This window comes from Pseudomonas sp. EggHat1 (genome assembly GCF_014892995.1).
Classification (GTDB): Bacteria; Pseudomonadota; Gammaproteobacteria; order Pseudomonadales; family Pseudomonadaceae; genus Aquipseudomonas; species Aquipseudomonas chaetocerotis.
Genome location: NZ_JACKQK010000003.1, coordinates 237469 through 257973, shown reverse-complemented (window position 1 = coordinate 257973; position 20505 = coordinate 237469). Strand labels below are relative to the sequence as shown.

The 20505-nt window shown below is 61.8% G+C and carries 16 protein-coding genes; 8 read left to right on the top strand and 8 right to left on the bottom strand.

All coding sequences use genetic code 11. The annotated features are described in order from the left end of the window. Positions 1–91 precede the first annotated feature (91 nt). The 6 genes from fabI to INS93_RS07580 are packed head-to-tail and all read right to left on the bottom strand — an operon-like array spanning position 92 to position 8312. Entirely contained in the window at positions 92–886 is a 795-nt protein-coding gene (gene fabI, locus INS93_RS07605; RefSeq protein ID WP_074678102.1) for an enoyl-ACP reductase FabI, read from the bottom strand. A gap of 28 nt (positions 887–914) precedes the next feature. Next, positions 915–2528 (bottom strand): ABC transporter ATP-binding protein, encoded by a 1614-nt coding sequence (locus tag INS93_RS07600; protein WP_192980892.1) that lies wholly within the window; start codon positions 2526–2528, stop codon positions 915–917. Between the two features lies 1 nt (position 2529). Continuing rightward, on the bottom strand, positions 2530–3549 hold the full coding sequence (locus INS93_RS07595; protein WP_192980891.1) for an ABC transporter permease: 1020 nt from the start codon (positions 3547–3549) through the stop codon (positions 2530–2532). Positions 3550–3551: 2 nt separating this feature from the next. Next, positions 3552–4637 (bottom strand): microcin C ABC transporter permease YejB, encoded by a 1086-nt coding sequence (locus INS93_RS07590; RefSeq protein WP_192980890.1) that lies wholly within the window; start codon positions 4635–4637, stop codon positions 3552–3554. A 1-nt stretch (position 4638) separates the two neighbouring features. Next, positions 4639–6486, bottom strand: coding sequence for an extracellular solute-binding protein (locus INS93_RS07585; protein WP_192980889.1), 1848 nt, complete (start codon positions 6484–6486; stop codon positions 4639–4641). Next, positions 6483–8312: an extracellular solute-binding protein gene (locus INS93_RS07580; protein ID WP_192980888.1), complete on the bottom strand. Its 1830-nt coding sequence runs from the start codon at positions 8310–8312 to the stop codon at positions 6483–6485. The genes INS93_RS07585 and INS93_RS07580 overlap by 4 nt, the downstream gene beginning before the upstream one ends. Positions 8313–8459: 147 nt before the next feature. On the opposite strand from INS93_RS07580, the gene INS93_RS07575 reads away from it, so the two are divergent. Beyond that, positions 8460–9902, top strand: coding sequence for an HDOD domain-containing protein (locus INS93_RS07575; protein WP_192980887.1), 1443 nt, complete (start codon positions 8460–8462; stop codon positions 9900–9902). Here the strand turns inward: INS93_RS07575 and INS93_RS07570 are convergent, their stop codons facing one another. Both INS93_RS07570 and gloB read right to left on the bottom strand, forming a co-directional pair. After that, positions 9903–11480: a LysM peptidoglycan-binding domain-containing protein gene (locus tag INS93_RS07570; RefSeq protein WP_192980886.1), complete on the bottom strand. Its 1578-nt coding sequence runs from the start codon at positions 11478–11480 to the stop codon at positions 9903–9905. Between the two features lie 121 nt (positions 11481–11601). Then, complete coding sequence (gene gloB, locus INS93_RS07565) at positions 11602–12375, bottom strand: hydroxyacylglutathione hydrolase (protein WP_192980885.1); 774 nt, start codon at positions 12373–12375, stop codon at positions 11602–11604. Between the two features lie 72 nt (positions 12376–12447). On the opposite strand from gloB, the gene INS93_RS07560 reads away from it, so the two are divergent. The 7 genes from INS93_RS07560 (at position 12448) to nudC (ending at position 20453) form a co-directional block, all read left to right on the top strand. Further along, positions 12448–13206, top strand: a complete 759-nt coding sequence (locus INS93_RS07560) for a class I SAM-dependent methyltransferase (RefSeq protein ID WP_192980884.1) — start codon at positions 12448–12450, stop codon at positions 13204–13206. Between the two features lie 41 nt (positions 13207–13247). Then, positions 13248–13700 (top strand): ribonuclease HI, encoded by a 453-nt coding sequence (gene rnhA / locus INS93_RS07555; protein ID WP_021488942.1) that lies wholly within the window; start codon positions 13248–13250, stop codon positions 13698–13700. A 73-nt stretch (positions 13701–13773) separates the two neighbouring features. Continuing rightward, a complete protein-coding gene (gene dnaQ, locus INS93_RS07550) occupies positions 13774–14532 on the top strand; it encodes a DNA polymerase III subunit epsilon (RefSeq protein ID WP_192980883.1) in 759 nt (252 codons plus the stop codon). Between the two features lie 122 nt (positions 14533–14654). Then, complete coding sequence (locus tag INS93_RS07545) at positions 14655–16898, top strand: Orn/Lys/Arg decarboxylase N-terminal domain-containing protein (RefSeq protein WP_192980882.1); 2244 nt, start codon at positions 14655–14657, stop codon at positions 16896–16898. A gap of 201 nt (positions 16899–17099) precedes the next feature. Next, positions 17100–17912: a crotonase/enoyl-CoA hydratase family protein gene (locus tag INS93_RS07540; protein ID WP_192980881.1), complete on the top strand. Its 813-nt coding sequence runs from the start codon at positions 17100–17102 to the stop codon at positions 17910–17912. A gap of 37 nt (positions 17913–17949) precedes the next feature. Beyond that, positions 17950–19629 carry a ferrous iron transporter B gene (locus tag INS93_RS07535; protein WP_192980880.1) on the top strand — a complete coding sequence of 560 codons (1680 nt, stop codon included), beginning with the start codon at positions 17950–17952 and terminating at the stop codon, positions 19627–19629. Beyond that, the gene (gene nudC, locus INS93_RS07530) at positions 19629–20453 is read left to right on the top strand and encodes an NAD(+) diphosphatase (protein WP_192980879.1); all 825 of its coding nucleotides are present in this window, start codon (positions 19629–19631) and stop codon (positions 20451–20453) included. The genes INS93_RS07535 and nudC overlap by 1 nt, the downstream gene beginning before the upstream one ends. The last annotated feature ends 52 nt before the right edge of the window (positions 20454–20505 follow it).

Below are 20505 nucleotides of genomic sequence, written 5' to 3'. Positions count from 1 at the left end.
AACCCGCACGACGTGCGGGTTTTTTATTGCCTGACAAGATGCCGCTGGCGGCCTCGAGTCGCGCCCGGCGCCGGGGCCGGGCGCTAACCTGTCAGTCTTCCATGGCGCCCATGGCGGTGGTGTTGAAGCCGCCGTCGACGTACATGATCTCGCCGCTGATGCCCGAAGCCAGGTCGGAGCAGAGGAAAGCGCCGGCATTGCCGACTTCCTCGATGGTGACGTTGCGGCGCAGCGGAGTCTGCTTCTCGTTGGCGGCCAGCATCTTGCGGAAGCTGGCGATGCCGCTGGCAGCCAGGGTGCGGATCGGACCAGCGGAGATAGCGTTGACGCGGGTGCCTTCCGGACCGAGGCTGCCGGCCAGGTAGCGTACGCCGGCCTCCAGGCTGGCCTTGGCCATGCCCATGACGTTGTAGTTGGGCATGGTGCGCTCGGCGCCCAGGTAGGAGAGGGTGAGGAGGCTGCCGTTGCGGCCTTTCATCATCTCGCGACCCGCCTTGGCCAGGGCAACGAAGCTGTAGGCGCTGATGTCGTGGGCAATCTTGAAGCCTTCGCGGGTGGTGACGTCGGTGAAGTCGCCGTTGAGCTGATCGCCGGGAGCGAAGCCGACCGAGTGGACGATGCAGTCCAGGCCATCCCATTTCTTGCTCAGCGCTTCGAACACCGAAGCGATTTCCTCGTCGCTGGCTACATCGCAAGGGAAGCACAGGTCGGCGCTGGAGCCCCAGCCGGCAGCGAAGTCTTCTACGCGGCCCTTGAGCTTCTCGTTCTGGTAGGTGAAGGCCAGCTCGGCACCTTCGCGGTGCATGGCGGCGGCGATGCCCGAGGCGATGGACAGTTTGCTGGCAACGCCAACGATGAGTACGCGCTTACCGGTTAGAAAACCCATTGTGCTATTCCTCTTCCTGTTTCAAGGATCAGTGAGCCGTTGCCGGGGCCAGAAAAGCGGCTTCCAGCAATTGCTGCGTATAAGGGTGTTGCGGTGCACTGAAGATCGACTCGGCAGACCCTTGTTCGACCACCTGGCCCTGCTTGACCACCATCAACTGGTGGCTCAGCGCTCTGACTACCGCCAGGTCATGGCTGATAAACAGATAGGTCAGGTTGTACTTGGCCTGCAAGCCGCGCAACAACTCCACCACCTGACGCTGCACCGTGCGGTCGAGCGCTGAAGTGGGCTCGTCGAGCAGGATTAGCGCCGGTTTCAACACCAGTGCCCGGGCAATGGCAATCCGCTGCCGTTGCCCGCCAGAAAACTCGTGGGGGTAGCGATGCCGCGTCTGCGGGTCCAGCCCTACCTCCAAAAGCGCGTCGATGATGGCTTGTTCCTGCTCCGCCTCGTTGCCCATACCGTGAATGCGCAGACCCTCACCGACGATCTGGCTCACCGACATGCGTGGGCTCAGGCTGCCGAAGGGGTCCTGAAACACCACCTGCATCTGCCTGCGCAGCGGGCGTACTTCCTGTTGGCTCAGGCCCTGCAACTGCTGACCCTGGAAGCGGATGTCACCGCGACTGGCGAGCAGCCGCAGAATCGCCATGCCCAGTGTGGATTTGCCGGAACCACTTTCACCGACGATGCCCAGGGTCTGGCCCTGGGGCAGGCTGAAGTTGATGCCGTCCACCGCTTTGACATGATCCACCGTCCGGCGCAGCAGGCCCTTTTTGATCGGGAACCACACACGCAGGTCGTCCACTTCAAGCAACGGCTGGCCCACGGGGGTGGCCGCAGGGTCGCCGCTGGGCTCGGCGCCGAGCAGTTCCTGAGTGTAGGGATGCTGCGGAGCCTGGAACAATTCTTCACACGACGCCTGTTCGACGATGCAACCGCGCTGCATGACACATACGCGGTGGGCAATTCTGCGAACCAGGTTGAGGTCGTGGCTGATCAGCAGCAGCGACATGCCCAGGCGCGCCTGCAGATCCTTGAGCAACTCGAGGATCTTCAACTGTACGGTGACATCCAGGGCGGTGGTCGGCTCGTCGGCGATCAGCAGTTGGGGTTCATTGGCCAGGGCCATGGCGATCATCACGCGCTGCCGTTGGCCGCCAGAGAGTTCGTGCGGGTAGGCCTTCAGGCGCTTCTTCGGTTCCGGGATGCCGACCAGCTCCAGCAGTTCCAGGGTGCGCGCGCTGGCGGCCTTGCCGCGCAGGCCCTTGTGCAGGGCAAGCACCTCGTTGATCTGCTTTTCGATGCAGTGCAGCGGGTTGAGCGAGGTCATCGGCTCCTGAAAGACCATGGCGATGCGGTTGCCGCGAATGCCGCGCAGGCGGCCTTCGCTGAGCTTGAGCAGGTCTTCACCGGCGTACTCGATGCTGCCGTGTGGATGGCGCGCGAGCGGGTAGGGCAGCAGGCGAAGGATCGAGTGCGCGGTGACCGACTTGCCCGAGCCACTTTCACCGACCAGGGCCAGGGTCTCGCCTTTATGAATGTCGAAGCTGACGTTCTCGACCACACGCTGGCAATGCTCGCCCGTGACGAACTCGACGGCCAGGTCGCGTACTTGCAGCAGGGTTTCGTTCTGGCTCATGTCATTTCCTCGGGTCGAAGGCATCGCGGGCGGCTTCACCGATGAATACCAGCAGGCTCAGCATGATCGCCAATACGGCGAAGGCGCTGATACCCAGCCAGGGTGCCTGCAGGTTGCTCTTGCCCTGAGCGACCAGTTCACCCAGCGATGGCGCGCCAGGGGGCAGGCCGAAGCCGAGGAAGTCCAGAGCCGTCAGGGTGCCAATCGCGCCAGTGAGGATGAAGGGCATGAACGTCATGGTCGAGACCATGGCGTTGGGCAGGATATGGCGGAACATGATGGCGCCGTTCTCCATGCCCAGCGCCCGCGCCGCGCGCACGTACTCGAGATTGCGCCCGCGTAGGAACTCGGCGCGCACCACGTCGACCAGGCTCATCCAGGAGAACAGCAGCATGATGCCCAGCAACCACCAGAAATTGGGCTGCACGAAGCTGGCCAGGATGATCAGCAGATAGAGCACCGGCAGACCTGACCAGATTTCCAGAAAGCGTTGACCGATCAGGTCGACCCAGCCGCCATAGAAGCCCTGCAGCGCGCCGGCGATCACACCGATCACCGAGCTGGCCAGGGTCAGGATCAGGGCGAACAGCACCGAGATGCGAAAGCCGTAGATCACTCGTGCCAGTACGTCACGGCCCTGATCGTCGGTGCCCAGCCAATTCTGCGCCGAGGGTGGTGCAGGTGCCGGTACTTCCAGGTCGTAGTTGATGCTCGAATAGCTGAATGGGATGGGCGGCCAGATCATCCAGCCGTCCTTTTCCGCTATCAGGTCCTGAATGTAGGGGCTCTTGTAGTTGGCCTGCAGCGGGAATTCGCCGCCGAACACGGTTTCCGGGTAGCGCTTGAGCACCGGGAAATACCACTCCCCGTCGTAGCGCACGGCCAGCGGCTTGTCGTTGGCGATCAGTTCAGCGCCGAGGCTCAGGCCAAACAGGATGAGAAACAGCCACAGCGACCACCAGCCACGCTTGTGCGCCTTGAAACGGTCGAAGCGGCGTCGATTGAGAGGGGAAAGTTTCATGCTCAACCCTCCCGGCTTTCGAAGTCGATACGCGGATCGACCAGGGTGTAGGTGATGTCACCGATCAGTTTCACGATCAGCCCCAGCAAGGTGAAGATGAACAGGGTGCCGAACACCACCGGATAGTCGCGGTTGATCGCCGCTTCGAAGCTCATCAGGCCCAGGCCGTCGAGGGAGAAGATCACCTCGATCAGCAGGGAACCGGTGAAGAAGATGCCGATGAAGGCGGCGGGGAAGCCGGCGATGATCAGCAGCATGGCGTTGCGAAATACGTGGCCGTAGAGCACGCGATGGTTGGTCAGGCCTTTGGCGCGGGCGGTCACCACGTACTGTTTGTTGATCTCGTCGAGAAAGCTGTTCTTGGTCAGTAGGGTCAGGGTGGCGAAGTTACCGATGACCAGTGCCGTAACCGGCAGCACCAGGTGCCAGAGGTAGTCGAGAATCTTGCCGCCGAGGCTCAGTTGCTCGAAGTTGTTCGACGTCAGGCCGCGTAGTGGAAACCAGTCCCAGTAGCTGCCGCCGGCAAACAGCACGATCAGCAGGATGGCAAAGAGGAAAGCCGGAATGGCGTAGCCGACGATGATCGCCGAACTGGTCCAGACATCGAAGGCGCTGCCGTGGCGGGTGGCCTTGGCGATCCCCAGTGGGATGGAGACCAGATACATGATCAGGGTGCTCCATAGCCCGAGCGAGATCGACACCGGCATCTTCTCGATGATCAGGTCGATGACCTGGGCGTCGCGAAAGAAGCTGGAGCCGAAATCCAGCTGGGCGTAATTCTTCAGCATGATCCAGAAACGTTCTGGCGCCGGCTTGTCGAAGCCGTACATCTTTTCGATCTCGGCGATCAACTGCGGATCGAGGCCTTGGGCGCCGCGATAGTTGGAGCCGGCCACCGACACTTCGGCGCCGCCACCGCCGATGCGCCCGGTGGCGCCGCCAGCGGCCGCATCGAAACCCTCCAGCTTGGCGATCATCTGTTCGACCGGGCCGCCGGGCGCGGCCTGGATGATGATGAAGTTGATGACCAGAATGCCGAACAGGGTCGGGATAATCAGCAGCAGACGGCGAAAGATATAGGCCAGCATGTTATTGCTCCGCCTGTTCTGCGGCTTGCTGCGGGGCCTCGCTCGGCTGCTCCAGGTCCGGGCGGACCCACCAGGTGTGCAGACCGATGTCGTAGAGCGGCGTCACCTTCGGATGCTCGAAGCGGTTCCAGTAGGCGACGCGCCAGGTCTTGATGTGCCAGTTGGGGATCACGTAATAACCCCACAGCAGCACGCGATCGAGGGCGCGGGTGTGGGCGATCAGATTCTGCCGGGAGTCGGCGTTGATCAGCCCCTCGACGATCTGGTCGATGGCCGGGTCCTTGAGGCCGATGAAGTTGCGGCTGCCGGGATTGTCGGCGCTGGAGGAGTGCCAGTATTCACGTTGCTCGTTGCCCGGCGAGTTGGACTGGCCGAAGCCGCTGACGATCATGTCGAAATCACGTGAGCGCAGGCGGTTGACGTACTGCGAAACGTCGACGCGGCGAATCACCAGATCCATGCCGAGATCGGCCAGGTTGCGCTTGAATGGCAGCAGCACGCGCTCGAACTCGGTTTGCGCGAGGAGGAACTCGAAGCTGACCGGCTGACCATTGGCATCGAGCATGCGATCACCTTCGATACGCCAGCCGGCCTGCTGCAGCAACTGGTAGGCGCGGCGCTGTTGCTCGCGAATGATGCCGCTGCCGTCGGTGACCGGTACGCGGAACTCTTCGCTGAATACCTCGGCCGGAATTTTGCCGCGTAGCGGCTCGAGAATCTCCAGCTCGTCTTCGCCAGGCAGGCCCTGTGAGCCCAGTTCGGAATTGTCGAAGTAGCTGCGGGTGCGGAAATAGGCGCCGTTGAACAGGCGCTTGTTGGCCCATTCGAAGTCGTACAGCAGGCCCAGAGCCTCACGCACGCGGCGATCCTGGAACTGCGGGCGACGAGTGTTGAAGATGAAGCCCTGCATCCCGGTAGGGTTGCGGTTCTGGATTTCTTCCTTGATCAGTTGGCCATTAGCAACCGCCGGAGTGTTATAGGCCGTGGCCCAGTTCTTCGCGCTGGTTTCCAGCCAGTAGTCGAACTGGCCGGCCTTGAGCGCCTCCAGGGCCACGGTGTTGTCGCGGTAGTAGTCGATCTGGATGGCGTCGAAGTTGTAGAAGCCGCGACTGACGGGCAGATCCTTAGCCCACCAGTCGTCGACCCGCTCGTAGCGGATGCTGCGGCCGGGCTGGACGCGGCCGACCTTGTACGGGCCGCTGCCCAGCGGTACGTCAAGGTTGCCCTTGCTGAAGTCGCGCTCGGTCCACCAGTGCTTGGGTAGCACCGGCAGTTGGCCGACGATCAGCGGCAGCTCGCGGTTGCCGGCGTGCTTGAACACGAAGCGCACGCTGTGCGGTGATTCCACTTCCACCTGCTCGACATCTGCGTAATAGCCGCGGTACATCGGGGCGCCTTTTTCCATCAGCGTATCGAAGGTGAACTTGACGTCCTCGGCGGTGATCGGCGTGCCGTCGTGGAAGCGGGCTTCCTTGCGCAGGAGAAAGCGCACCCAGGCGTTGTCAGGTGCCTTCTCGATCTTTTCCGCCACCAGTCCGTAGGCGGTGAAGGGCTCGTCCATGCTCTGCACGGTAAGAGTGTCATAGATCAGGCTGATCTCGTCGGCAGCCACGCCCTTGCTGATAAAGGGGTTGAGGCTGTCAAAGCCGCCGAAACCCGCTTCGCGAAAAGTGCCGCCTTTGGGCGCTTCGGGGTTGGTGTATTCGAAATGCGTGAAGTCGGCGGGGTATTTGGGCGGCTCGTCATAGAGGGTGACGGCGTGTTTGGGGGCGGCGAAGGCAAGGCCGGCCAGGCCGAGCAGAATGAGGCTGCTACCTTGGAGCAGGAAACTGCGCAGCGGGTGGGTCATCGAGCGTTCTCCGTGGGCTTCAGCCACCAGGTGCGCAGACCTAGCGTGTAGGGCGGCGTGGTGACGAAGGCGAACCGGTTGCGGTACGCCAGGCGGTGATAATTGATGTACCAGTTGGGAATGCTGTAGTGCTGCCAGAGCAGGACCCGATCCAGGGCCCGCGTGGCTGCTATCTGTTCGTCTCGAGTCTGCGCCGAAAGCAGCTTGTCGATCATCGCGTCGACCACCGGATCGTTGACGCCTGCATAATTCTTGCCGCCCTTGATGTTCACCTGGCTGGAATGGAAGTACAGCGATTGTTCCAGGCCTGGGCTGAGGGTTTGCGGCAGGGTCAGCAGAATCATGTCGTAGTCGAACTGGTCAAGGCGTTGCTTGTACTGGGCGCGGTCAACGGTACGTATGTTGGCGCGTATGCCGATACTGGCGAGGTTGGCAGTGTAGGGCTGGAGAATGCGTTCGAGGCTGGGGTTAACCAGCATGATCTCGAACTCGAGGCGTTGACCGCGTGCATTACGCAGCTCCTGTCCGGCAGGCTTCCAGCCGGCATCGGCCAATAGACCGAGGGCGCGGCGCAAGGTTTCCCGGGGGATGCCACGGCCGTCGGTTACCGGTTGTGTCGGGGCTTTGGTGAACAGGTGTGCGGGCAGCTTGTCGCGATGCGGTGAAAGCAACAGCCACTCCGCGCCCTCGGGTTTGCCGGTGGCCGAGAATTCGCTGTTGGGGTAGTAACTGGCAGCGCGTACGTAGGCATTGTTGAACAGCGCGCGATTGGTCCACTCGAAATCGAACATCAGCCCCAGTGCCTCGCGCACCCGGCGGTCGCTGAACAGGTCGCGGCGCGTGTTCATGAACAGCGCCTGGGTCTGGGTCGGGATCTGGTGTGGTATCTCGGCGCGAATCACATCGCCACGGGTCACGGCCGGAAAGCGATAACCGTTGCCCCAGTTCTTGGCCTGGTTCTCGATGTAGAAGTCGAATTCACCGGCCTTGAAGGCTTCGAAGGCGACATGGTTATCGCGGTAGAACTCCACTTCGATGCGGTTGAAGTTGTACTTGCCGCGATTGACCGGCAGATCCTTGCCCCACCAGTCCTTCACCCGTTCGAAAACCAGACGGCGGCCAGGCACGACCTGAACGATGCGGTATGGCCCGCTGCCCAGTGGCGCATCGAAGGTGGTGCTCTTGAAGTCGCGGTCTTTCCAGTAGTGCTGCGGCAGCACAGGCAGTTCACCCAGGCGCAGGATCAGCAGCGGGTTGCCGGCGCGCTTGAAGACGAAGCGGATGCGGTGGCGGCCCAGAATGTCGACGCGTTTCACTTCCTGCAGGTTGGTACGGTACTGCGGGTGACCGTCATTGCGCAGCAGGCGATAGGAGAAAGCTACGTCGTAGGCGGTGATCGGCTTGCTGTCGTGAAAGCGCGCCTCTGGCCGCAGGTTGAACACCACCCAGCTGCGGTCCTCGCTGTACTCGACGCTTTTCGCGATCAAACCATAACTGGAGGCAGGCTCATCCCCCGAGGGGTCGTAAGCGCCAGTGCCAACCATCAATGGTTCGTTCAGCTCGTTGGCGCCGTACTGCAGGAAATGCGCAGTGCTGATCGGGCTGCTGCCCTTGAAGGTATAAGGGTTTAGCGTATCGAATGTGCCGGACGCCATGATGCGCAACGTGCCACCTTTGGGCGCATCGGGGTTGACCCAGTCAAAATGACTGAAGCTGGCAGGATACTTGAGTGTCCCGAACTGGGCGTAGCCGTGGCTCTCGCTGATAGTCGCAGAGGCGGGAAAGCTCAAGGCCAGGCTGAGGAACAGCAGTAGGAGGGGACGCATCGGGCGTGAGATCCGATCCATGGCGGCGTTTGGGCTTCTGGGTCGGTACAGTAACAGCTTGTATGGACAGGAAAAAGAGTGCGGCGGTGGGCAGGCGGTTACGACGCGATGACATACACTTCAGGGACACACCATGAGGGTACGAATTTGTCGGAACGAAGCCATGGTTTGCAGTCATGGATCGATCGCCTGAACCAAGCCGAACTGCCCGCGCTGGCTACAGTGGTGCAGGATCTGCAACGCCTTGCGCAGCAGGATTCTGCGTCGGTACAGCAACTGGCAGATGTGTTGTTGCGTGATGCGGCGCTGACCAGCAAGGTGTTGCGGGTCGGCAACAGCGTCTACTACAACCCTTCCCAGGAAACCATAAAGACCATCTCGCGAGCCATCGTACTGATCGGCTTCGACAATGTGCGCCTGATCAGCCTTTCTGTGAGCCTGGTAGACGGGCTGCTTACCCGCGCTCCGCGTGAGCAGTTGCAGACGTTGCTCGCGCGTTCGTTCCACGCGGCGGTGCAGGCGCGCAACCTGGCCGGGTATGTCATTTCCGGGCACACCGAAGAGGTGTTCATCGCTGCGCTGCTCCATCATCTGGGCGAGTTGGCGTTCTGGGGCTGTGGTGGGACACAGGCTGACGAGTTGGCCGACGCCCTTGAACGCCCGGGTGTCGATGTCGRTGAGGCGGTGCGCGAGGTGCTTGGTGCCAGCTTTCGTCAACTTACCCAGGCGTTGCTGAAAAGCTGGAACCTGGGCGAAACCGCCATCCTCGCCCAGGCGGGCGCCAGTCAGCATGATCCGGCCGCCTATGCCGTGCAGTTGGGCGTGCGTATCAGCGAGGCGGCGCTGGATGGCTGGGATTGTGCAGAAATGGAGGGCGTGCTGGGAAAGGTAGCGGCATTTATCGAACTGACTCCGGAGGAAACCCTTCAGCAGGTGCTTGCCAGTGCTGATGAAGCGGTCAAGGTCGCCTCGACCTTCGGTGCCAGCAAGTTGTGCCGGTTGATTCCCAATACCGATCCCGAGCAGATTCGCCAGCAACAGGAAGACCGTCGTGCGCGTTTGCTGCAGCCGGATCTGCTGGTGATGCAGCAGGCATTGCAGGATCTCGGCCTGATGGTCAATGCCAGGGCCGATGTCGGGCTGGTGCTCGACACCTTGCTCAAGGGCCTGCATCGAGGCGCTGGTCTGGAGCGGGTGATGCTCATGGTTCTGGCCGACGGGCAAAGCCGCTTTCGCGCCAAACGGGTGATCGGTGAAAAGGCTCAGCAATGGCTGGAAGACTTCGTGTTGCCGGCCGAGCAGGCGGAGCAGCCGCATATTTTCAGTTATGCGTTGCGCCATCGTGAGGCGATCTGGATGGGCGTGCCCGCCAGCTACAACCTGGCCGAGTTGGTGACCCAGCCTATTCGGCGCAGCCTTGGCGCTGGCATGTTTTTCATCGCGCCGATAATCGCCGGTACGCGGGAGATCGGCGTGTTATATGCCGACAGCAGACTGTCCGGCAGGGCATTGCGACATGAGCAGTTCGTGGCGTTTCAGCGCTTCACTCAACTGGCGGGGCGTTGCCTGGAGGCGATCAGCAAGCGCTGATCACGGCAGATAGAGGGTCAGCATTTGCCCGGGGCGCAACGTGCTGCTACGCGGGTTCCAGGCTTGCAGGTGCTTGAGGTCGATCTTGAAGCGCTTGGCGATCACGTACAGCGAGTCGCCATGCTGGACGCGGTAGTAAGTGGCCTTGTCCCGTGAACTGGAGCTGTTGCGCGTCGTGCTGGCAACCTGTGGTGCGCTGTCAGCGGCAGCCAGGTTGAGCACCTGGCCGACTTTCAGCTGATTGCCTTGCAGCTTGTTCCAGTGCTTCAGATCATGCACGGCAACCTGATTGGCGCGAGCGATCTGCCACAGGTTGTCACCATTCTTCACCTGATAGGTTCGGCCGGCCGGGCTCTGCGCGGTGTTGCGCTGTTGATACAGCGGCGCGCTTGGTTGCGCGCCAGGTTTGCCGGGAATGGTCAGCACCTGGCCGATGCTCAGGTTGTTACTGCTCAGGCGGTTGACGTCCTTGAGCATGCTCACTGACAGATGATGACGGTTGGCGATGGCGTGCAGGCTATCGCCAGAACGCACGGTGTAGCGCTGCCAGTCGACCATTTCCTGCGGTTTCATCAAGGCCAGGTTGGCGCTGAGCATCTCTGCTTTCTCGGTCGGTACCAGCAGATGTTGCGGGCCGTCGAGGGTAATGCCGTGCTTGTAGGCGGGGTTGAGCTGCAACAACTCCTGTTCATCGAGGTCGGCCAGTTTGGCGACGCGGGCCAGATCCATGTGCTGCTTGATTGCGATCTGTTCGAAGTAGGGTTCGTTGGCGATTGGTGAAAGGGTAACGCTGTAGGCTTCCGGCGTCAGGATCACCTGTGACAGCGCCAGTAGCTTGGGCACGTAGTCCTCGGTTTCCTTGGGCAGCGGCAGGTTCCAGTAGTCGCTGGGCAGGCCGAGTTTTTCGTTGCGCTCGATGGCACGACTGATGCGACCTTCGCCAGCGTTGTAGGCCGCCAGGGCGAGCAACCAGTCGCCGTTGAACATTTCGTGCAGGCGGCTCAGGTAGTTGAGCGCGGCTTCGGTCGAAGCGGTGACGTCGCGGCGGCCGTCGTACCAGTTGGTCTGGCGCAGGTTGTAGTAGCGGCCGGTCGAAGGAATGAATTGCCAGAGACCGACCGCGTGCGCCGAGGAGTAGGCCTGTGGGTCGTAAGCACTTTCGATCACCGGCAGCAGCGCCAGCTCCATCGGCATGTCACGTTCTGCCAGGCGCTCGACGATATAGTGGATATAAGGCGCGCTGCGCTCGCTGACGGTATTGACGTGTTTCGGGTTGCTGGCGTACCACAGACGCACACGTTCGATACGCGGGTTGATGCCGATTTCATCCTGCAGCTTGAAACCGTCGCGCACGCGCTCCCAGATGTCGGTGTATTCGCGAGGTTTGACTTCGTTGCTACTCAGCCACTCGGCCTCACGCTCCAGACCAATGGCACGAGAAGTATCGGTAGAGTGATCTGGGGTGTCACTGGGCAGGCTCTGACAGCCGGCCAGAATCATGCTGCACATCACCGCGAGCGCTCGGGAGCTTCGCGCCAATGCCTTTATATTCAATGGCTTGCGTGATGTTAAAGGCATTGGGTGAGGTGTATGTCCCGGCGGAAAGATCGGGCGATTCTAGGAATCGGGCCGGGGGTGGTCAAGTTTTCGCCAGTCTTGATCTGGTCTTTTGCGGGCCTGTCGACCTTTTTATCGGTGACTAAAACCTGTCTTTCCAGGCACGCAGGCTAGCGAATACGGCGCTTGGCTCGCTCGGCTGCCGGTCGTCGCGTCCTTTGGTCGCAGCGATGATCGAAGGCTCGCCAACACGCAGGAAAGGATTGGTGGCCAGTTCCAGTTCGATGTTCGACGGCAGGCTGATACGGCCCTCGTCGCGCCAGCGGGCCACTTCGGCCAGGCGCTCGTTCAAACGTGCGTTGTCCGGTTCGACAGCGTGGGCGAAGCGCAGATTGCTCAGGGTGTATTCGTGGGTGCAGTACACCAGCGTGCTGGCGGGCAGTGCCGCCAAGCGGCTCAGGGATTGGTGCATCTGTTGCGGTGTACCTTCGAACAGGCGCCCGCAGCCGCCCGCGAACAGAGTGTCGCCACAGAACAGCAGGTTCTGTTCGGCGTGGTAGTAGGCGATATGACCGAGGGTATGGCCGGGTACGGACATGACCTCGAAGTGCAAGCCGAGCACCTCGATCTCGTCGTTGTCGTTCAGGTCGATGTCACGGGCCGGGATCTTTTCCGCCGCCGGGCCGGCGACACGGGCATCGGTAGCCGTCTTCAGTTGCTCGACACCGCCAACATGATCGAAGTGATGATGGGTAATCAGGATGTCGCTGAGCGTCCAGTCAGGATGGGCCTGAAGCCAGGCCATGACGGGGGCCGCATCACCGGGGTCGACCACGGCGCAGCGTTTGCTGCTGGCGTCCTGCAGCAGCCAGATATAGTTGTCATTGAAGGCGGGCAGCGCGTCGATCTGGATCATTGCGGGTCGCTAAGCGAGTGATAAAGGTGCATCTTAGACACGACATGCAGAACCTGTCATGTGGAGGCAGCGATGACTGATCAGGCATTCGCCCAGGCCGACCCTGAGTGGCTAAAACTCATCGGCGAGGCGCGCGACTGGCTTGCCGGGCCGCTCGGCCAGCTGTTGCTGGAAGAAGAGCGGCGCTTGCTGGAAGAAGAGCTGGCGCGCTTTTTCGGGGGCTATCTGGTGAGCTACGGCCCCGGTGCCGAAGGCCCGCCCAGCGCGGGGCAGATCCAGCACAACGTGCGTCTTGGCGCGCCGATGCCAGGCGTGCAGATCGTCTGTGAGGAGCAAGCCTGGCCCTTGGGTGAGCACGCCGCCGATGTGGTGGTGCTGCAGCATGGCCTGGATTTCAGCCTGTCGCCTCACGGCCTGCTGCGTGAGGCGGCTCGCAGCGTCAGGCCTGGCGGGCATCTGTTGATCCTGGGTATTCACCCCTGGAGCGCCTGGGGCGTGCGTCGGTTGTTTGCCCGGGACGGTTTGGCCAAGGCGCGTTGCATCGCTCCGAGCCGTGTCGGTGACTGGCTGAGTTTGCTGGGCTTTGCGTTGGAGAAACGGCGGTTCGGGTGCTATCGTCCGCCGCTCGCTTCGCTGGCCTGGCAAATGCGCCTGCGGCGAATGGAAAGCTGGGGCGATGCCTGGCAGTTACCGGGCGCCGGTTTCTATCTGTTGGTGGCGCGCAAGCTTGTGGTTGGCCTGCGTCCTTTGCGGCAGTCGCGTCGGGAGCCGATGGGCAAGTTGCTGCCAATGCCGGTGGCCAAGGTCAGTCGGCGCGATCTCGACAACTGAATGCCAGGCTGCGGCCAAACAATTCTGTACAGAGTTTATGAATGTCTGAAACCCATGATGTGGTGATTTACACCGACGGTGCCTGCAAGGGCAATCCCGGCCCCGGAGGTTGGGGCGCACTGCTGGTGTACAAAGGCGTGGAGAAGGAGCTTTGGGGCGGCGACCCCAATACCACCAACAATCGCATGGAGCTGATGGCGGCGATTGCCGGCCTGATCGCGCTGACCCGGCCCTGCTCGGTCAAGCTGGTGACCGACTCGCAGTATGTGATGAAAGGTATCCAGGAATGGCTACCGAACTGGAAGAAACGCGGCTGGAAGACCGCCTCGAAAGAGCCGGTGAAGAACGCCGACCTCTGGCAGAAGCTGGATGAGGAAGTGAATCGTCATCAGGTGAGCTGGCAGTGGGTGCGTGGGCATACTGGCCATCCTGGCAACGAGCGTGCCGACCAGTTGGCCAATCGCGGTGTCGACGATGTGCGTGCGGCGCGCTGAGCGGTGACATGGCACCTGAGTTAAGATGCTGCGCTGAATGTGCGGCAACCCGAATAGATGAGAGAGGCAAGGCGTGACAACCGAGAACACCGTCAAGCGCTACGTAGTGCTGGATACCGAAACCACGGGTATGCCGGTCACTGACGGGCACCGCATCATCGAGATCGGTTGTGTCGAATTGCTGGGCCGCCGCCTGACCGGGCGTCATTTCCACGTCTACCTCAACCCCGATCGTGAAATCGATGAAGGTGCCATTGCGGTTCACGGCATTACCAACGAGTACGTCGCCGACAAGCCGCGCTTCAAGGAGGTCGCCGATGAATTCTACGAGTTCATCAAGGGCGCCCAGCTGATCATCCACAACGCGGCGTTCGACGTTGGCTTCATCAACAACGAGTTCGCCCTGCTGGGGCAGAGCGAGCGTGCCGACGTCAGCGATTACTGCTCGGTACTCGATACCCTGATGATGGCGCGCGAGCGCCATCCGGGGCAGCGCAACAGCCTGGATGCGCTGTGCAAGCGTTACGGCGTCGACAACTCCAATCGCGAACTGCACGGCGCCTTGCTCGACTCGGAGATTCTCGCCGACGTCTACCTGGCGATGACCGGCGGCCAGACCAATCTGTCCCTGGCCGGTGAAGGCTCCGATGGCGATGGCAGCGGGCGCCAGCAGGCCACGCCGATCCGCCGTCTGGACGCCTCTCGTCCGCACACTCGTGTCATTCGCGCCAGCGAAGAGGAGCTTGCGGAGCATCTGGCGCGCCTGGCCGTGATCGAGAAATCCGCTGGCGGTCCGTCGCTTTGGGCGCAGCTGGAAAAAGCGCCGGAATAACCGAACAGCGCAATTGCGACCTTTTCTTATAGCGTGATGCTCAGGGGGGTTCCGCCGATCAGGGGGAGCCTCTAACCTGAGGCGATGGGCAGGCCGAGCCTGCCAGCCTTCAGGACGTCACAATGTATAAAGATCTAAAATTCCCCGTCCTTATCGTGCACCGCGACATCAAGGCCGACACCGTGGCCGGTGACCGTGTGCGCGCCATCGCTCAGGAACTCACCCAGGACGGTTTCAGCATTCTGCCCACGGCCAGCGCCGCCGAGGGGCGTATCGTTGCGTCCACCCACCATGGCCTGGCCTGCATCCTGGTGGCGGCAGAGGGAGCAGGGGAGAACAGTCGCCTGCTGCAGGACATGGTCGAGCTGATCCGCGTGGCGCGAGTGCGTGCGCCGCAGTTGCCGATCTTCGCCCTGGGCGAGCAGGTCACCATCGAGAACGCGCCAGCCGAGGCCATGGCTGATCTCAACCACCTGCGCGGCATCCTCTATCTCTACGAAGACACCGTGTCCTTCCTGGCGCGGCAGGTGGCGCGTGCGGCGCACAACTACCTCGACGGCCTTCTGCCGCCGTTCTTCAAGGCGTTGGTGCTGCACACCGCGCAATCCAACTATTCGTGGCACACGCCGGGGCATGGCGGTGGCGTGGCCTACCGTAAAAGCCCGGTGGGTCAGGCCTTCCACCAGTTCTTCGGTGAGAACACGCTGCGTTCGGACCTGTCCGTATCGGTGCCGGAGCTAGGGTCATTGCTCGATCACACCGGCCCACTGGCCGAGGCCGAGGCGCGCGCAGCGCGCAACTTCGGCGCCGACCATACCTTCTTCGTGATCAACGGCACCTCGACGGCGAACAAGATCGTCTGGCATTCGATGGTCGGTCGCGACGACCTGGTGCTGGTGGACCGCAACTGCCACAAGTCGATCCTGCACTCGATCATCATGACCGGCGCGATTCCGCTTTACCTGTGCCCGGAACGTAACGAGCTGGGGATCATCGGGCCGATTCCGTTGAGTGAGTTCAGCAAAGAGTCGATCCAGGCCAAGATCGACGCCAGCCCGCTGGCGCGTGGTCGTGCGCCCAAGGTCAAGCTGGCGGTGGTGACCAACTCCACCTATGACGGGCTCTGTTACAACGCCGAGATGGTCAAGCAGGCGCTGGGGGATTCGGTCGAAGTACTGCACTTCGACGAGGCTTGGTACGCCTACGCCGCCTTTCACGAGTTCTATGCTGGCCGCTATGGCATGGGCACCCAGTACGACGAGCGCTCGCCGCTGGTGTTCACCACCCATTCAACGCACAAGCTGCTGGCAGCCTTCAGTCAGGCCTCGATGATTCACGTGCAGGACGGTGGGCAGCGGCAGCTGGATCGTGACCGTTTCAACGAAGCCTTCATGATGCACATTTCCACGTCGCCGCAATACGGCATCATTGCCTCGCTGGATGTGGCTTCGGCGATGATGGAAGGACCGGCCGGCCGTTCGCTGATCCAGGAAACCTTCGACGAGGCGCTGAGCTTCCGCCGGGCACTGGCCAATGTACGGCGCAACCTGAGCGCCGAAGATTGGTGGTTCAGCATCTGGCAGCCAGGTAAGGCCGATGGTGCTGACAGCCTGACGACTTCCGACTGGGTGTTGCAGCCGGACGCTGATTGGCATGGCTTCGGTGAAGTGGCCGATGACTATGTGCTGCTCGATCCGATCAAGGTCACGTTGGTGATGCCCGGCCTCAATGCGGCCGGCAAACTGGAGCAGCAGGGGATTCCCGCAGCGGTGGTCAGCAAGTTTCTCTGGGAGCGCGGCCTGGTTGTGGAGAAAACCGGCCTGTACTCCTTCCTGGTGCTGTTCTCCATGGGCATCACCAAGGGCAAGTGGAGCACGCTGCTGACCGAACTGCTGGAGTTCAAGCGCAGCTACGACGCCAATCTGCCGTTGATCGACGTGCTGCCCTGCATCGCCCACGCGGGCGGTGGACGCTACCAGGGTATGGGCCTGCGAGATCTGTGCGACGCGCTGCATGGCTGCTACCGCGAAAACGCCACGGCCAAGGCGCTGAAAAGTATGTACACGGTGCTGCCCGAGCTGGCGATCAAGCCTGCCGATGCCTATGACCGCCTGGTGCGCGGCGAGGTCGAGGCGGTGCCCATCGACCAGTTGCTGGGACGTATCGCTGCGGTGATGCTGGTACCTTACCCGCCGGGTATTCCGTTGATCATGCCGGGCGAGCGCTTCACTGCCGCCACTCATTCGATTCTCGACTACCTGACCTTCGCGCGGACCTTCGACCAGGCCTTCCCCGGCTTCGATATCGATGTACACGGCTTGCAGACCGAGGCGGGGCACTATTGCGTGGACTGTCTCGTGGAGTGAATTGACGAGGTGACTGCCGAGGGCAAGACTCTCGGTAGATCAAGCCCTTATCCGTGATACTCAAAGCGGTTGTTAACGTCCGGGGCGTGCCCTGCGTCACAGTGGCAAGCATCGACTTTTATGACGCGCTTGTTATAGTTGCTCGGTTATTAATCACAAAATTGTTACTGTGCTGCCGAGCCGCGGCTGAGGATGCCTGCCATGTCCGACTACAAAGCCTTCCGCGTCGAGCTGGCGGACAAGATCGCCCATGTGCAGATCAACCGTCCCGACAAAGTCAACGCAATGAATGCCGACTTCTGGCGCGAGATCATCGAGATCTTCCAGTGGGTCGATGACAACGATGCAGTTCGTGTCGTGGTGCTCTCCGGTGCCGGCAAACACTTCTCTTCGGGTATCGACCTGATGCTGCTGGCCTCGGTCGGTGCCCAACTGGGCAAGGACGTTGGCCGCAATGCCTCGGCGCTGCGTCGCAAGATTCTCGAGCTGCAAGCTTCCTTCAACGCTGTCGACAACTGCCGCAAGCCAGTGCTGGCTGCCATTCAGGGTTACTGCATTGGCGGTGCCATCGACTTGATCAGCGCCTGCGACATGCGTTACTCCAGCGTCGATGCGCAGTTCTCGATCAAGGAAATCGACATGGGCATGGCCGCTGACGTCGGCACCCTGCAGCGCCTGCCACGCATCATCGGCGACGGCATGATGCGCGAGCTGGCCTTCACCGGACGCACCATCGACGGTGACGAGGCTGCGCGCATCGGCCTGGTCAATCGCACCTACGAAAATCACGACGCGCTGCTGGCCGGGGTGATGGAAATCGCTGCACAAATCGCCGCCAAGTCGCCGATTGCCGTGCGTGGAACCAAGGAAATGATTCGCTATATGCGCGATCACCGGGTCGATGATGGCCTTGAATACATCGCTACCTGGAATGCCGCCATGCTGCAGTCGGAAGACCTGCGCCTGGCCATGGCGGCGCACATGACCAAGCAGAAGCCGGAGTTCGCCGACTGATGCCGTATTCGCTGATGTTCGCTGCGAGGCCTAGAGCATGGTAAGTGGAGCCACATCCCTGAATCTGGTGCGCGACGAGCTGTTCGTCACCATGGAAGAGGCCGAGCAGAGCCTGGAGCATTTCATCGCCGAGCGGCACAACGGTAGCCTGTTGCAGCAGGCGGTGGAAAGCCTGCATCAGGTTCGCGGCACGCTCAACCTGATCGAACTGGCCGGTGCCGAGTTGCTGGCCCAGGAAGTGCTTGATCAGGCCACTGATATTCCCGCCGGCGCTGGTGAGGAGCGTGATGCTCAGCTCTCGGCACTGAGCAATGCCCTGCATGTGCTGCGCCGTTATCTGGAAAACGTCGATGCCCATCGCCAGGAAATGCCTGAGCTTTTGCTGCCGGCGATCAACGATTTGCGTCAGGCCGGCGCACAGCAGCCGCTGCCGGAAAGTTTCTTCTTCAGCGTCCGCCTCGATCATGCTCGGCCGCACACGGCTACCCAACCACTCGATGGCGCGGCCAAGCTGACCGAAGGCAAGCGCCTGCGTCACATGTATCAGGTCGGGCTGCTGGGCTTCATCCGTGAGCAGAATCCGCAGGCCAGCCTCAAGCTGATGGTGCGTGCCATGGCGCGCCTGGATAGCCTGTTCGCCAACGAGCCGCGTGGGCGCATGTGCTGGATTGGTGCAGCCGCCATCGAAGCGCAGTGCGATGGTCAACTGCTGCCACGTAAATCGCGCAAGCAGCTGTTCTCGCGGGTCGATCGCGAACTCAAGCTGATGCTCGGTAACCCCCAGTACGAAGCACCGCGCAGTTTGCTGAAAGAGCTGCTGTATCTGGTCGCGCTGGCTGACAGCCACGGCCCGCACGCCAGCGCCATGCGCGGAGTGTTCGGCCTCACGCCGTTGCCGTTCACCGACCACCTGCTGGAAGAGGAATACCGGCGCCTGGCCGGGCCGGGCCAGGCGGTGATGCGTTCGTTGTCCATGGCGATTCGCGAAGAGCTGGCCAGCGTCAAGGACATGCTCGACCTGCTCGAGCGCGGCACCTTGCAAGGCGAAACCTTGGGCACCCTGCATGCATTGCTGGGCAAGTTGGCCAAGACCTTGGGCATGGTCGGTCTGAACTCTGCCGGCAACTCGCTCGGTGCGCAGTTGCCGCTGGTCGCCGCCTGGAGCGAAGACACGCCGCCACAGGCTGAGCAGTTGCACAAGCTGGCCGATGCCGTGCTCTATGTCGAAGGCATGGTGGCCAGCCTGGAGCGTGGCGAAGGTCGCGATATGCGGCCGGCTCCCGTCGAGCCGGGCAATGAGGCCGACTCTTTCGCTACTCATCAGCTCAACGAAGCCCGTATCGTCGTGGTCGACGAGGCCCAGGCCGGTCTGGCTCTGGCCAAGCGCGCGATCACCGCTTACCTGGAGTCGGCTGGCGACAAGATGCACCTGTCCAACGTACCGTTCAGCCTGCAGGCGGTGCGTGGCGGCTTGTGGTTCCTCGAGCAGCGCCGTGCCGCGATGCTGGTCGGTGCCTGTGCCGACTATATCCAGGCGCGTATGCTCGAGTCCGCGCAAATGCCGTCGGAGCAGATGCTGGAAACCCTGGCTGATGCTTTGAGCAGCCTGGAGTACTACCTGGAAGCGGGCGCGGTGATGCGTCCTGAAACGCGTCCCAGCGTGCTCGACCTGGCTGAAGAAAGCGTCAAGGCACTGGGCATGCCGGTGGCGGCCTGATGGTCTGGCGCAATACCTTCCTCGACCCTGCCCAGCCTGGTGGCTGGGCGCTGCTCTACAACCAGCAGCACTTTCTCGCCGACAGCAATGGCGTGCTGTTCCCGCGTGATTGGATCAAGCGCCAGGACCTGTCGATTCTCGGCGAGCAGGGTATCGGTCATTTCGGCGACGATGCCGTTTACCTGCTGCAACTCAAACCCTCGGCGATGTTGGACGGCTGCAGCTGGCAAAGCCTGCGTCAGTTCATGCTGCAGGGCGAAGCAGAAACCTTCCGCATGCTGGCTTACGCCGCGCAGATCGGCACCTGGTACGCCGAACATCGTTATTGCGGCAGTTGCGGTGCGCCGACGCGCCAGCTTCCTGGTGAGCGGGCGATGCGTTGCGACAGCTGCGAATCGCAGCACTATCCGCGCATTTCGCCGAGCATGATCGTGCTGGTCACGCGGGGCGACGAGATACTCCTGGCACGTTCACCGCGTTTCGTCACTGGCGTGTACAGCACCCTGGCCGGGTTCGTCGAGCCGGGCGAATCGGTGGAGCATTGCGTGGCGCGGGAAGTGCGTGAGGAAGTCGGCGTCGAGGTGAAAAACCTGCAGTACATCGGTAGTCAGGGCTGGCCGTTCCCGCATTCGCTGATGCTTGGCTTCCACGCCGAGTACGCCAGTGGCGAGATCGTCATGCAGGAAGACGAGATCGAGGATGCGCGCTGGTTCCGTGTCGATGACTTGCCGCCGTTGCCGGCGTCGCGCTCCATTGCTCGCCATCTGATCGATCTTTACGTGGCGCGCCGGCTGGGATTGCCCGAGCCTGTGCTGCTGGCGTAGAGCACTTCATGCAGGAGCGCTTCAGGCGCGAACCTCTCCGATCATTTCGAGG

Bases quoted from the DNA above. Each gene is read 5' to 3' on its own strand.
- INS93_RS07570 (WP_192980886.1), bottom strand. From the start codon at position 11,480: ATGCCTTTAACATCACGCAAGCCATTGAATATAAAGGCATTGGCGCGA.
- INS93_RS07540 (WP_192980881.1), top strand. From the start codon at position 17,100: ATGTCCGACTACAAAGCCTTCCGCGTCGAGCTGGCGGACAAGATCGCC.
- fabI (WP_074678102.1), bottom strand. From the start codon at position 886: ATGGGTTTTCTAACCGGTAAGCGCGTACTCATCGTTGGCGTTGCCAGC.
- INS93_RS07535 (WP_192980880.1), top strand. From the start codon at position 17,950: ATGGTAAGTGGAGCCACATCCCTGAATCTGGTGCGCGACGAGCTGTTC.
- rnhA (WP_021488942.1), top strand. From the start codon at position 13,248: ATGTCTGAAACCCATGATGTGGTGATTTACACCGACGGTGCCTGCAAG.
- INS93_RS07560 (WP_192980884.1), top strand. From the start codon at position 12,448: ATGACTGATCAGGCATTCGCCCAGGCCGACCCTGAGTGGCTAAAACTC.
- INS93_RS07595 (WP_192980891.1), bottom strand. From the start codon at position 3,549: ATGAAACTTTCCCCTCTCAATCGACGCCGCTTCGACCGTTTCAAGGCG.
- INS93_RS07600 (WP_192980892.1), bottom strand. From the start codon at position 2,528: ATGAGCCAGAACGAAACCCTGCTGCAAGTACGCGACCTGGCCGTCGAG.
- INS93_RS07585 (WP_192980889.1), bottom strand. From the start codon at position 6,486: ATGACCCACCCGCTGCGCAGTTTCCTGCTCCAAGGTAGCAGCCTCATT.
- nudC (WP_192980879.1), top strand. From the start codon at position 19,629: ATGGTCTGGCGCAATACCTTCCTCGACCCTGCCCAGCCTGGTGGCTGG.
- INS93_RS07590 (WP_192980890.1), bottom strand. From the start codon at position 4,637: ATGCTGGCCTATATCTTTCGCCGTCTGCTGCTGATTATCCCGACCCTG.
- gloB (WP_192980885.1), bottom strand. From the start codon at position 12,375: ATGATCCAGATCGACGCGCTGCCCGCCTTCAATGACAACTATATCTGG.
- INS93_RS07580 (WP_192980888.1), bottom strand. From the start codon at position 8,312: ATGCGTCCCCTCCTACTGCTGTTCCTCAGCCTGGCCTTGAGCTTTCCC.
- INS93_RS07545 (WP_192980882.1), top strand. From the start codon at position 14,655: ATGTATAAAGATCTAAAATTCCCCGTCCTTATCGTGCACCGCGACATC.